Origin of the sequence: Sphingobacterium athyrii (assembly GCF_003071065.1) — a bacterium.
In the GTDB taxonomy this organism is placed as follows: domain Bacteria; phylum Bacteroidota; class Bacteroidia; order Sphingobacteriales; family Sphingobacteriaceae; genus Sphingobacterium; species Sphingobacterium athyrii.
On record NZ_QCXX01000001.1, the window covers coordinates 331,610 to 344,302 of the forward strand.

Here is a 12,693-nt window from a genome sequence, read left to right on the forward strand (position 1 = left end):
AGTTGATTAATTTTTAAATAATTTACCAAATCCATCCGAATAAACCGTTTGAATGGCTTGGTTTTTATTTTTATAAATGACAAAAACCTCCACATCTTTAAGTTTCTTGGCCTTAGCGATAATTTCGGCAGGCTCCATGCTCATAAAGTAATTGTCCAGGGCATCGGCATCCATGGCCGTTCCGGCGTACACCGTAACGCTTAAGATGCTGGTCGTATAGGGAAAACCTGAAATGGGGTCTATGTGGTGTCCCAGTTTTTTATCTTTATATTTAATAAACTTCTCAAAACTACCGGCCGTAGTTAACGCCCCGGACCGGAGCTGCACAACAGCCGTCATAGTCTCTTCCTGTCTACTTTCATCGGGTTGTACAATACCGATTGAAAAACCTTGTTGCCCGGGAGCTGTTCCCGAAACCCGGATTTCGCCTCCCACTTCCACCATGTAATCCGACAGTCCTTTATGTTTTAAGTATTCTGCCAGCACATCCACCGTATAGCCCTGTGCGATACCATTTACATCAATCTTAACACCCGGTTTTTTCTTTACCAATTGATTGTGATTGACTTTGAGGTAGTGCATCCCGACAAATTGCTTTGCCTGGTAAACGGTTACCGAATCTGGTACTACTTCGCTTTTTCTCACACCAAAGCCCCAAAGGTTGACCAGTGGGGCAATGGTAATATCGAATTGGCCTTTGGATAGTTTGTTGTATCGAAATGAAGCTGCAATGACACGAGCCATATGTTGATCCATTTCGATATGCGTCACCGTATCCCGGTTGAACAGCGATATCTTAGAATCCTTGCGGTAGACCGACATGGATAGATCAATAACTTTTAAGATACTATCTATTTCCGACCGCTTGACAATGCTATCCGTAGCAAAATAAGTAAGGTGAAACTGTGTGCCTTGTGCAGGGCCTTCCAGTCGAATCTTGCTTAATTCTTTTGAATCCGTTTGCGCCTGTAAACCAAGCGACCAGATGATAAAAAAGAATATATGGCAAATTTTTCCTTTTGGCCCCATCACCGCACAGCTATTAAATATAAAGGTTTGTATTTTGACCCGGATTAGCTACTGCATAAAAGCCCTCGGTATCAGGCAACAACTTCGGTTTAGCATCCCAAGCCAAGACATCTGGGCCCAATTTGATCGTTGATTTCAATGCCTCATCCCATTTGATGACCTTACCTGTATAACAAGCAATACGGCCAATGATACCAGTTAAAGTACTGTAAGCACCGTACTCCGCATTATCAAACTTATACTCCCCATTGGCAATCGCTGCGAAAAGTTCTTTATGTTCCTGTTGGTAAGGGTTAGGATTACCTTTCGCATCATGACGATAGATTTCTTTACCTTTCCAATCATACAATATGGCTTGTCCACCGGCAGAAAGGTATACTCGGCCTTTTGTTGCCTGAAACTGCTCATCAACACGGTTTTGTATCCCTTCAAAATGTCTACATTGGCTATATACCACACTGTTGTCCGCATAGGTTAATTCCAACGCAAAATTATCGTAGATCTCACCATATTCTTTGCCTGTACGGTGCGCCCTGCTTCCAGTTCCCTGGATAGATACCGGATAAGAACCTTTCACCCAGTTGGCAATATCAATATTGTGTACGTGCTGTTCAACAATATGGTCACCGCATAACCAGTTGAAATAGTACCAATTGCGCATTTGATACTCCATTTCTGTTTGCTCAGGCTTACGTGGGCGTACCCATACCCCGCCTGAATTCCAATACACCTGTCCCGAAGTTACATCACCGATTGCACCATCGTGAATACGTTTGATGGCCTCACGGTAATTCGTTTGATAACGGCGTTGCAAACCTACGACAACATTCAATTTTTTACGTTTAGCTTCAGCAGCCGCACGGATAACTTGTTGCACTCCGGGAATATCCACAGCAACAGGTTTTTCCATGAAAACATGTTTTCCCTGACGGATTGCTTCTTCAAAATGTGCTGGTCTGAACCCTGGAGGCGTAGCCAGAATAACCACATCTGCCAATTTGATTGCCTCTTTATAGGCGTCAAAACCCACAAATTTATGGTTGTCGCTGACATCAATTTTATCTTGCCATTTTTCCTTAAGGGTATTATATGTACTATCTAAATTATCTTTAAATGCATCAGCCAAAGCGACAACTTTGATGTTCGCTCCCGAACTTAGCGCATCAAATGTAGCCCCTGTACCCCTACCTCCACAACCTACTAAAGCTACTTTGATCACATCCGAACCAGCAGCATAGGCTCCAGATAAAGGCAGCGAACTTAACATGGCGCCGCCAGCAACCATGGCAGAAGTTTTAATAAAATCTCTTCTTTCTAGATTTTCCATAATAGTTTTATATTGATTATTTTATTTTTTTAAAAATCTTTAATTGGTTTTTTATCATAATAAGCCATAATCTCTTCATGGCTAGGGGGATTGAGCGGTCTAACTAAACGCATACCAACGAAGGGGGCCTCAGGGAACCACCAATTACTTTTGGGAACTTGCGGGTCCAATTGTTTCCATATAGGATCCGATGCGCCACGGGCAGCCGAACGCAGATCAGCAGCGGCACTGTCAAATGCACCACCACGGACAACATTAGGATACAACGTCGTAGGAACAACAACAGGATTAGTCAATACCTTGTCCTTACCTTCCGCATAGCTATCGGCCTTGTATTGGTCGTAAGTCCATTCACCCACATTTCCATAAATATCATAAAGCCCCCAAGGATTTGGCTTTTTCTCTCCTACCACATGCGTTTTTTGCTCAGCATTATCCTTAAACCAGGCATATTCGCCTAATTGTGTATCGTTGTCGCCAAAAAAATAAGCCGTCTTCGCACCAGCACGAGCCGCATATTCCCACTCTGCCTCCGTAGGAAGACGATAGAACACACCCGTACGAACATATAACCACTTGCAGAATTGAATCGCATTATAATGAGTCATAGCAAGTGCGGGATGCCCCTCTTTACCAAAACCAAATGTCATATCAAGATAGGGCTTCGTAGGCCGGGTTACGGCGTCTATTTCCGGAGCAACCTTACCATCCTTACTTTTCGCGATTTCATAATCTTTGTACAAAAAGGGTTCAAACAAGTCCCAGGTTACTTCATATTGTCCCATCCAAAAAGGGTCGAGCTTAACCTCGTGCGCTGGCTTTTCATCTTCCTTACCGCCAGATACAGATCCCATTTTAAAGCTTCCGCCGGGGATAGCCACCATTTTAAACGAAAGATTGGTCCCCGCAATGGTCTGCTCATAAGGATCCAACTTGTTTTGAGCAATGGCATGTACTCCAGCAAACAGTAAAACAGGAATTAAGAATCTTTTTAACATATTTAGGTTTCTATTTAAAGACTAAAATATAAAATAAGGTGTATACTTTACACTTTGGCACTATAACTTTTTTATTACAGTTTAATTCTTAATGAAAGAATCTATTTATAATAACGGTTTAGCAAATTGACTTACCGCGTCTTAAGACGAGTACAGTAAACAAAAAAACTTCCGTCAATAAAAAAGGTTTTCCATTCTCATGGAAAACCTTTTCATCTTCTCGCTAGTCTATACCCTTTTACAGCAGAATTTTCCGGCTCACCGCCTTATCTATGGTAATGTATCCCGGATAAAATACCGACTGCCCAGCGATATTGATTGAAGGTTTAATTTTTAACGTAAATATTCCCTTTTTATTCTCATCACTGGACATTAAAAAATTTTGCAGGTCAGAATTTACCAAAAGGTCATAAATATTGGTCGCAATACGCACATTGGCCATCGTTGATCCCCCAGGTTCAATTTGCAAGGATTGATTGACAATTCCTTCGACAAGCTGTTGACCGCCATACAGGATGATATACTGAAACTTATTGATTGACGCCTTTTTTAAGGTTGGGTTATCAATTTTAAGGCGAATAACCGCATCCAATGGAATATCTTTTCGTAAATAGGCCAAAGCCAAACTGGGTGCTGCCCCTAGATCAATCTGATTATTTTTTATCAGACGTTGCAATGATGTTCCTGCCAATCGAATACTGTCTACAGACTCTACATCAAACTTACATTTCGCCAAGTTCTCGATCTGTGCCTTTTGTCGATTCACGCCGCATCCGGAAATGAATAAACTCAAAAAGACCAAACATCCAAATAAAATTTTCTTGCTCATAGCCGCTATTTTCCTCCAAATTTATACAAAACTCCCAGTGTAAACAATGGGTAACCCGCTTTTAAATAGGTATTACTTTTAAAGCCGAAAACCATTCCGTTCGTATACTGCAACTTCCACCCTTTCCCAAGCCCCATCCGTGTATAAAATATGGGCTCAATCAGCATGTTATCTTCTTTCGCTATAGGAAGACCATCAATAGCGAAGTTCTTCATACGCATATTGCTCAGTCTGATAATCGTTCCATAGTCAATATCATGTCTATTTCCAAACAATTTCAGAGCGTCTTTCTTCTCCGATGAAAAGTTCACCTGCACAAACACTTTGTCAAAATCCATATCCTGTGTCTCGACAATAGCCTGCCCCATGGTAGAAGATCTTTTATCAACGACACTCGTGGTCCCTAGTCCATATCCGCCATACACTTCAAATACACGATTATTTTTTCGGCCAAAACGCGTGTAGTACCCGATCCCCGCTTCCCCCATTTTCTGTGCATAGTCTTTCGTATTGGATCTATTGTCCATATAAGATCCATTGGCAATAACAGCCACATGATCGGTCACGGCTACCCCCAGGTTTGCAGAAACGTTTGCCTTTGTGTTTATATTTCCGGAAACATAAACCTCACCAGCTTCCGTAAACATAGGTGCCGAAGGCACATTGGGCATATAGATCGAACTACAGGAATATAATGAACAGGCAAATAATCCAACGCACAGGCCATATCCAAACTTGTTATATTTCATATATAAGTAATTATTCAGTTGTGTCTGCATTCAATGGTATCCACGAATGCTTCGCATTTTGTATTTTAATGGCCATATGGAATATCCTCATTATATATGCCCCAGTGCTTAACCCCAGAGGGCATGCATGCTTAAAAACACATATCCTTTATAAAAATTGTACCAAAGCGGTTACATTTAACAGAAAATAACAATTCATCGCAGGATTTAAGCGGATAATTTATGAACAGACATCATATTTACCGCTGGCACTGCTCAGCAAGTAACTCGTATCCAGACAGATGAAACGCCGCAGATTTTTAACAAAATCATTGCAACTGTTAAAAAAAAATTAAATAATAAAAGTGACGTGCATAAAAAAAGGCATCAATTGCTTGATGCCTTCTTCAAATATTGTTGCAAACCTTATGCTTGTTCTGTAGGAACTACAGATACATAAGATTTATTGTTAGCTTTTTTACGGAAAACTACTTTACCGTCTACTAAAGCGAACAATGTGTGGTCTTTACCAATACCAACATTTGTGTCAGGATTGTGTTGTGTACCGCGTTGGCGTACGATGATGTTACCTGCGATTGCTTGTTGACCACCGAAGATTTTGATACCTAAACGCTTGCTATGTGACTCACGGCCGTTCTTAGAACTACCCGCACCTTTTTTGTGTGCCATTTCTTTATCTTAATTTAAGACTGATGTCTGATTAAAAATTCAATTATAACGTAATACCAGTGATCTGGATTTTAGAAAATTGTTGACGGTGACCGTTTTTCTTTTTGTAGCCTTTACGACGTTTTTTCTTGAAAACGATAACTTTATCGCCTTTTAAATGAGACAAAATTTTAGCCGAAACTTTTGCACCAGCAACGCTAGGTGTACCAATGGTAAATTTACCACCGTCTTCTGCTAACAATACATTGTCAAATTCAATACTAGCGCCTTCATCTCCTTGTAAACGGTGTACAAAAAGGAACTGGTCTTTTGCAACCTTAAATTGCTGTCCTGCTATATTTACTATTGCGTACATTGTTAATTAATTAAATGTGTTATTAAATGAAGGGCAAAAGTAATTAGTTTTTACCACAATTCAAAGATAAATCTATCTTTTTCCATTCATTTATTCCCAGCTGATCCGCTACTACCATCGGGAAATAACAGAATAGCAGGTAATAACGACTTACCAAACTAAAATTCTTTTTTCTGGGGCAACGTACATTTTAGCTGTTGGCTGTACATTAAATGCTTTATAAAATGCTTCCATATTATAGACAGGGCCGTTCACACGGAATTGCTCCGGACTATGTGGGTCGACCTTCAATCGTAAACGCATGCGCTCGTCGCTGCTTTTGACCCGCCATACCTGTGCAAAACTTAAAAAGAAACGCTGATCCCCTGTAAAACCATCGATCTTCTCATTCCCCTGCCCTTGTTTGGTCAGTTTAAACGCATCGTAAGCAATGTTCAAACCGCCGATATCAGCCAGATTCTCTCCTAAGGTCAATTCTCCATTGACATGTTGATTATCCAATAAGGTGAAGCTTCCATACAATTTCGCAACCTGATTTGCACGTTCGGTAAACTGTTTGGCATCCACAGGTGTCCACCAGTCGTTGAGGTTACCAGCCTTATCATACTGTCTCCCTTGGTCATCAAAACCATGGGTCATCTCATGACCTATGACAGCACCAATGGCACCATAGTTGATCGCATCATCCGCATTGGCATCAAAGAATGGAAACTGTAGAATTCCTGCAGGGAATACAATCTCGTTGTATGGCGGATTATAGTACGCATTGACCGTCGGCGTAGTCATCAGCCACTCTTTTTTGTCAACAGGTTTACCTATTTTACCGACCATCTCCTTATAAGCATGCTTGGCCGAAGATTGTAGATTCGCATAATAGGTATCTTTTGCAACTTCTACATCGCTATAATCTTTCCATTTTTCAGGATAACCGATCTTTTTAACAAAAGCTTCCAATTTTTCGATTGCTTTTTTCTTGGTTTCCGGTGTCATCCAGTCCAATTTTTCAATTCTTGTCTTGTAGACCTTTTGCAAATTATCGACCAACTCCATCATGCGCTGCTTTGCTTCAGGCTTAAAATAGTCATCCACATAGAGCTTGCCAACAATCTCACCCAGGTTTTCGTCAGCTGAGCTGACCATCAATTTCCAGCGTTCTTTCTGTTGCTTCTGTCCATTGAGGGTTTTGCCAAATAGTTCGAATTTTGCATCGCGAAATTCTTTGCTCAGTGCAGTCGCAGAAGCATTTGCCAAATCCGCTTTTAACTTTGTTTTCCAAACCTCTACAGGTTGCGATTTTAACAGATTGTTTAACGCTAGATAGAACTTAGGTTGCTGCACCAAAATCGTGTCGGTCTTCACCTCCAAACGGCCGAGAATATCTTTCCAGTTCAAATTTGGGGTTTGTTTCTGGAAATCCTGAACCGCAAACTTATTATAATTTTTAATCGGATCCCGCAACTCAACAGGAGTCAGATGGGATTTTGCGATTTCTGTTTCCAGTTTGAGTACTTCTTCGGCAGATTTTTGAGCATTTGCGCCCTCGCCGATCAACCCAAACAATTTAATCAGATAAGCGAGATAAGCTTCCCTGATTTTTTTGGCTTTGTCATCCTGATCCAGATAATAGCTAGCTTCGGGTAGATTCAACCCGCCCTGAAAAAACTGCAGTGCATTTTTAGTGCTGATTCGATCATCGGCAGCTACATAAAAACTAAACAGGTCTCCATCCCCCTCTTTGAATCCATCAGCCGCATAAGCGATTAATTCATCGATATTTTTCAATGCGTTGATTTTTTGGATAGTCCCCTCTATCGGCTTGGCACCAAGTTTATCAATGGTCACTGTATCCATACCGCTCGCATAGAAATCGCCGGCTTTCTGTTGATCCGAACCTTTTTTGCTGTTGGACTGAGCCGCATTTTCCAGCACCGTTTTCAATTTCTGCAAATTTTCATCTGCCAGAATATAGAACGACCCCCAACCGGTTTCAGAAGCAGGTATCTGGGTATTTTTCATCCATGCGCCATTCGCATATTGGAAAAAGTTATCACCGGGACTGACCGTTGTATCCATTCCAGAAACATCAAAAAAATTGGTTCTGACTTCTTGCGGATTCTCCTTGCTCTTGTTGGACTGACATGACAACATCATTAAGACGACAGAGAGCGTTCCCCATTTGACTTTTTGTATCATACTTTATTAGATTAAGAATATAATTAAAGCTAAGCATATTTTGAAGCCCTTCAAAAATACCAGCCAATTATTTCAAAAGTTTTACTTCGTATAAATCCTTGCGTCGATCTTTTTTAACTTTTACCGTGCCATATTCATGCAGGTCCCGCAAAGCATACAGGTCCACATCGGCAATCAGCACCATCTCCGCATTGGGAGTCGCTTCGGCCTTGATGGCATTATTTGGAAAGGCAAAATCCGATGGTGTAAAGACTGCAGATTGCGAATATTGGATATCCATGTTGTTGACACGTGGCAAGTTGCCGACAGACCCTGCTATGGCCACATAACATTCGTTTTCAATGGCACGGGCCTGTGCACAGGTCCTGACCCGAATATAACCATTTTGCGTATCGGTCATAAAAGGCACAAATAGGATCTGCATGCCCTGATCAGCCAAAATACGGCTCAATTCCGGAAACTCCACATCATAACAAATCAGTAGGCCGACCTTACCACAATCCGTATCGAATACCTTCACCTCACTTCCACCGACCATACCATAGTATTTAAATTCATTTGGCGTAATATGAATTTTCTTGAATTCATCCAGCTTACCATTACGATGGCATAGGTAAGAAACATTATAGAGTTTCTTATTTTCCATCAGTGGCATAGAGCCTGCAATAATATTCACGTTATAGGAAACCGCAAATTGCTGGATCCGATCAATAATTTCGGAAGTATGCCGCGCCAGCCTTTCCATTGCCAATCGCTCAGGAAGGTCGTTATATGGACTCATTAATGGTGTGTTAAAGAACTCGGGAAACATAATAAAATCTGTTCCGTAGTCGCTTACCGTATCCACAAAGAATTCGATCTGGTCGTAGAAAGCTTCAATATTATCAAATAAGCGCATCTGCCACTGCACCAGTCCCAGACGGATGGTCTGTTTTGTTGTCGAGATCGAACGAGTCTCCGACTCATAATAAATATTATTCCATTCCAGCAAGGTCGCAAATTCCATCGACTCAGCATCCTCTGGCAAATAATGTTTTAGGATCTTTTTAACATGAAAATCGTTGGAAAGTTGAAATGTCAAAGTCGGATCATATATTTCCTTGCGTTTTACCTTCTCAATATAGACTCTCGGACTCATCTTGTCCGCATAATTATGGTAATTGGGAATCCGTCCGCCGGCAACGATACATTTTAAGTTCATCTGCTCGCACAGTTCCTTACGTGCATCATAGAGGCGCCGGCCCAATCGCAATGCACGATGTTCTGGATGGACGAATACTTCGATACCATACAAGGTATCTCCGTCATCGCTATGTTTGCTGAATTTACCGTCATCAATAATATCATAATAACTATCATAGATGTTATTCTTTTTGGAATTGAGGATAATGGACAGCGCACAGGCAACCACATGCCCATCGATCTCTACGCACAATTGTCCTTCGGGAAATATCTCGATCAGATCCTGAATATTTTCCTTTGACCAGGTATCCCCTACACCATCATAAGCTTGTTCCATTGATTTTTTCAAATCAACATAATCCTTCTTTGTCAAGTTGCGCACTTGAATATCCATATAAATCTCCTTTTGAAATAAGTTTCTCTAAAAATAGCAAAAGTCGGGCCCAAGCCCAAATACCAAGGTAGCCCAGTAACCACAAATGGAGACAAAAAAAGGTGCCAATTGTTTTATTGGCACCTTAATTATCGATAGATTATGCTATTGACTATGCTTGACCTTGAGGAGTTCCGAAAGGAAATGCTACAGTTGGGTCACCACCTTGTTGAGGTTGTTCAGCAACACCTACATCCATTTTAATCGGACCGTTCAAAGCTTCGAAACGATTCACGTTATCAACCAATGCACCTAACAAGCGTTTTGCGTGCTCTGGAGTCAAAACGATTCTTGATTTCACTTTTGCTTTTGGCACTCCTGGCATCACACGGATAAAGTCAACCACAAATTCTGTATTAGAGTGAGTGATAATCGCAAGATTTGAGTAGATTCCTTCTGCTACTTCTTCTGTCAACTCGATGCTCAATTCGTTTTGATTTTGGTTATTTTCCATAATAATTCTAAATGATAAGTTAATATAATCCTAAATTCTATTTTGTAAATGTTCTAAAGTCCTGTCCATCCTCGATATTCAACAACGTCTGATAGATCAAACGGATCACATTGTCAACATCCTCTTTGTGCACCATTTCAACCGTCGTATGCATATAACGTAGTGGCAAGGAAATCAGGGCAGAGGGAACGCCGCCATTGCTGTAGGCAAAAGCGTCGGTATCTGTTCCTGTATAACGTGAACATGCCTGACGTTGGAATGGAATATTATTTTCCTCGGCAACTTTCACCAACAGCTTATTCAAGTTGACCTGAACCGCCGGAGCATAAGACAATACTGGCCCTTTTCCGGAGAATAAATCTCCTTGTGTGATCTTGTTGATCATCGGCGTTTGGGTATCATGCGTCACATCAGTCACAATGGCAACATTCGGCTTAATGCGATCTGCAATCATTTCAGCACCGCGCAAACCAATCTCTTCCTGCACCGAATTTACGATATATAATCCAAACGGCAATTTCTTTTTATTCTCTTTCAGCAGACGAGCGACCTCAGCAATCATAAAGCCACCGGCACGATTGTCCAGGGCACGTCCAATATAATAACGATCGTTCAGGATCGAAAAGGTATCTTCGTAGGTAATCACACAGCCTACGTGTACTCCTAAAGCTTCCACTTCCTCTTTGGAACTGCATCCACAATCCAAAAAGATATTTTTTAGGGAAGGATTTTCTTCTTTCTCGCCCGAACGTGTATGAATGGCAGGCCAGCCAAATACCGCCTTCACAATGCCTTTTTCCGTATGGATGTTCACCCGTTTGGAAGGTGCGATCTGATGATCCGAACCGCCATTGCGTACCACGTATATCAATCCATCTTTTGTAATGTAATTGACAAACCAGGAGATTTCATCAGCATGGGCCTCGATCACCACTTTATAAGCAGCCTTTGGATTGATTACGCCAACCGCTGTGCCATAATTATCAACAAAAGTTTCGTCCACATAGGGCTTCAGATAGTCCAGCCATAAACGTTGACCGTCCCATTCAAAACCTGTGGGTGAAGCATTGTTTATATATTTTTCAAAAAATGAAAGCGAATCTTTTGTTACGACTGCTGTCGTTTTCGGTTCTTTTTTCTTATTCTTTTCAGCCATCTTTTCCTTTTCTATTTACTTTCGTCAAAATATGAAAATTTCAATGAAATGCAAAAGTAAAAATGTTTTTTGGAATATTCCTTTTACATTTCACTTTCATTTTATTGAAAAATAAGATTAAACCTTATCTTTACCTTAGTAATTTAAACAGACATAAAAAAATATGAATTCAATACTAAGTGCAATACATTGGAATGTAGATCCTGAGATGTTCAACTTTGGCGCATTTGCCCTACGCTATTACGCCTTATGTTGGCTCCTCGCTTTCTTTGTGTCCTATGTTATTATGTTGCGCATTTTCAAAAAAGAAGGCCGCACGCAAGAGCAACTGGATCAGCTCTCCATCTATATCTTCCTCGGCACACTGATCGGCGCACGACTTGGTCATTGCCTATTCTACGATTTTGACTATTATAAAGACCATATCCTGGAAATTTTCCTCCCTTTCAAATGGGATAAAAACGGATTCCAGGTGACTGGTTTCGCAGGATTGGCCTCCCATGGTGGAGCCATTGGTATCCTTGTTGCACTCTACCTCTTCTGCCGCAAGACCAAGACTGACTTTTTATGGTTGGCGGACCGATTGGTAGTGGTGGTACCTATCGCCGGTGCGTTGATCCGGATTGGTAATTTTTTCAATTCGGAAATGGTAGGGACACCTACAGATTTGCCCTGGGCAATAATTTTTGAACGTCACGACAATATCCCCCGCCATCCGGGCCAGCTCTATGAGGCCATCGCCTATATTATCATCTTTATTATTATCGGCTCCTTATTCAAATCGAACCCGAATCGTCAAAAAGGAAAATTGTTCGGTATTTTTATGGTTTTATTATTTGGTGCGCGGATGGTGTTGGAGCATTTTAAAATTGATCAAGAAGCCTTTGAACAAAGCATGTTGCTCAATATGGGACAGCTTTTGAGTATACCTTTTATTTTGGTCGGTTTCTATTTTATCTTCCGAAAACCAAAAGCTTAAAATACACGGCGATCTGAGACAGTTCGCAACGTCAATATATAGCTGGCATCTTTCTTACGAAAGATGCCTTTTTTTATCGTTATACTTCAGCTTCTGTTCGACCGCGGTAGCCGCCTGTTCCTACCATGCTCCGCCCTCTAACCGCGATGAATCCGCGGTAAATCCGACATGAGTCCGTGGTAAGTCCGAGTCTATCACGCATTTACCATAAACCCATCCCGCTTCCATATTGCTGGCACCTGCCTTCTGATGCGAAGCAGCCCCGAATTATTCTGCTATCAAGAGTGAATACTCCTCAATTAGCGCTAATCACATGGACTGTATATGCGATAAAAATAAG

The 12,693-nt window shown here is 41.2% G+C and carries 12 protein-coding genes; 1 reads left to right on the top strand and 11 read right to left on the bottom strand.

Going from position 1 to position 12,693, the window contains the following annotated elements; all coding sequences use genetic code 11:
• Positions 1–6: 6 nt before the first annotated feature.
• The 11 genes from DCO56_RS01480 to DCO56_RS01530 all read right to left on the bottom strand — a co-directional run bounded on the left by DCO56_RS01480 (position 7) and on the right by DCO56_RS01530 (position 11,374).
• A complete protein-coding gene (locus tag DCO56_RS01480) occupies positions 7–1,029 on the bottom strand; it encodes an FAD:protein FMN transferase (RefSeq protein WP_108632001.1) in 1,023 nt (340 codons plus the stop codon).
• A gap of 13 nt (positions 1,030–1,042) precedes the next feature.
• Positions 1,043–2,356, bottom strand: coding sequence for a Gfo/Idh/MocA family oxidoreductase (locus DCO56_RS01485; protein ID WP_108632002.1), 1,314 nt, complete (start codon positions 2,354–2,356; stop codon positions 1,043–1,045).
• A gap of 29 nt (positions 2,357–2,385) precedes the next feature.
• The gene (locus DCO56_RS01490; RefSeq protein ID WP_108632003.1) at positions 2,386–3,354 is read right to left on the bottom strand and encodes a formylglycine-generating enzyme family protein; all 969 of its coding nucleotides are present in this window, start codon (positions 3,352–3,354) and stop codon (positions 2,386–2,388) included.
• A gap of 238 nt (positions 3,355–3,592) precedes the next feature.
• Positions 3,593–4,183 carry a hypothetical protein gene (locus tag DCO56_RS01495; protein WP_108632004.1) on the bottom strand — a complete coding sequence of 197 codons (591 nt, stop codon included), beginning with the start codon at positions 4,181–4,183 and terminating at the stop codon, positions 3,593–3,595.
• Between the two features lie 5 nt (positions 4,184–4,188).
• Positions 4,189–4,932, bottom strand: coding sequence for a hypothetical protein (locus DCO56_RS01500; RefSeq protein WP_108632896.1), 744 nt, complete (start codon positions 4,930–4,932; stop codon positions 4,189–4,191).
• Between the two features lie 405 nt (positions 4,933–5,337).
• Positions 5,338–5,601 carry a 50S ribosomal protein L27 gene (rpmA, locus tag DCO56_RS01505; protein WP_046672918.1) on the bottom strand — a complete coding sequence of 88 codons (264 nt, stop codon included), beginning with the start codon at positions 5,599–5,601 and terminating at the stop codon, positions 5,338–5,340.
• A 43-nt stretch (positions 5,602–5,644) separates the two neighbouring features.
• Positions 5,645–5,956 (bottom strand): 50S ribosomal protein L21, encoded by a 312-nt coding sequence (gene rplU, locus DCO56_RS01510; RefSeq protein WP_028068281.1) that lies wholly within the window; start codon positions 5,954–5,956, stop codon positions 5,645–5,647.
• A gap of 150 nt (positions 5,957–6,106) precedes the next feature.
• Positions 6,107–8,149, bottom strand: a complete 2,043-nt coding sequence (locus DCO56_RS01515) for a M13 family metallopeptidase (protein ID WP_108632005.1) — start codon at positions 8,147–8,149, stop codon at positions 6,107–6,109.
• A 67-nt stretch (positions 8,150–8,216) separates the two neighbouring features.
• Positions 8,217–9,725, bottom strand: a complete 1,509-nt coding sequence (locus DCO56_RS01520) for a carbon-nitrogen hydrolase family protein (protein WP_108632006.1) — start codon at positions 9,723–9,725, stop codon at positions 8,217–8,219.
• 151 nt (positions 9,726–9,876) lie between these two features.
• Complete coding sequence (locus DCO56_RS01525) at positions 9,877–10,218, bottom strand: DUF3467 domain-containing protein (protein WP_104382326.1); 342 nt, start codon at positions 10,216–10,218, stop codon at positions 9,877–9,879.
• 37 nt (positions 10,219–10,255) lie between these two features.
• On the bottom strand, positions 10,256–11,374 hold the full coding sequence (locus DCO56_RS01530; RefSeq protein ID WP_108632007.1) for a M42 family metallopeptidase: 1,119 nt from the start codon (positions 11,372–11,374) through the stop codon (positions 10,256–10,258).
• Between the two features lie 163 nt (positions 11,375–11,537).
• Between DCO56_RS01530 and lgt the strand changes: the two genes are divergently transcribed.
• Positions 11,538–12,353, top strand: coding sequence for a prolipoprotein diacylglyceryl transferase (lgt, locus tag DCO56_RS01535; protein ID WP_108632008.1), 816 nt, complete (start codon positions 11,538–11,540; stop codon positions 12,351–12,353).
• The last annotated feature ends 340 nt before the right edge of the window (positions 12,354–12,693 follow it).

Excerpts from the sequence above, each read along its gene's own strand:
- DCO56_RS01480 (WP_108632001.1), bottom strand. The coding sequence starts at position 1,029 with ATGGGGCCAAAAGGAAAAATTTGCCATATATTCTTTTTTATCATCTGG.
- DCO56_RS01485 (WP_108632002.1), bottom strand. The coding sequence starts at position 2,356 with ATGGAAAATCTAGAAAGAAGAGATTTTATTAAAACTTCTGCCATGGTT.
- DCO56_RS01490 (WP_108632003.1), bottom strand. The coding sequence starts at position 3,354 with ATGTTAAAAAGATTCTTAATTCCTGTTTTACTGTTTGCTGGAGTACAT.
- DCO56_RS01495 (WP_108632004.1), bottom strand. The coding sequence starts at position 4,183 with ATGAGCAAGAAAATTTTATTTGGATGTTTGGTCTTTTTGAGTTTATTC.
- DCO56_RS01500 (WP_108632896.1), bottom strand. The coding sequence starts at position 4,932 with ATGAAATATAACAAGTTTGGATATGGCCTGTGCGTTGGATTATTTGCC.
- rpmA (WP_046672918.1), bottom strand. The coding sequence starts at position 5,601 with ATGGCACACAAAAAAGGTGCGGGTAGTTCTAAGAACGGCCGTGAGTCA.
- rplU (WP_028068281.1), bottom strand. The coding sequence starts at position 5,956 with ATGTACGCAATAGTAAATATAGCAGGACAGCAATTTAAGGTTGCAAAA.
- DCO56_RS01515 (WP_108632005.1), bottom strand. The coding sequence starts at position 8,149 with ATGATACAAAAAGTCAAATGGGGAACGCTCTCTGTCGTCTTAATGATG.
- DCO56_RS01520 (WP_108632006.1), bottom strand. The coding sequence starts at position 9,725 with ATGGATATTCAAGTGCGCAACTTGACAAAGAAGGATTATGTTGATTTG.
- DCO56_RS01525 (WP_104382326.1), bottom strand. The coding sequence starts at position 10,218 with ATGGAAAATAACCAAAATCAAAACGAATTGAGCATCGAGTTGACAGAA.
- DCO56_RS01530 (WP_108632007.1), bottom strand. The coding sequence starts at position 11,374 with ATGGCTGAAAAGAATAAGAAAAAAGAACCGAAAACGACAGCAGTCGTA.
- lgt (WP_108632008.1), top strand. The coding sequence starts at position 11,538 with ATGAATTCAATACTAAGTGCAATACATTGGAATGTAGATCCTGAGATG.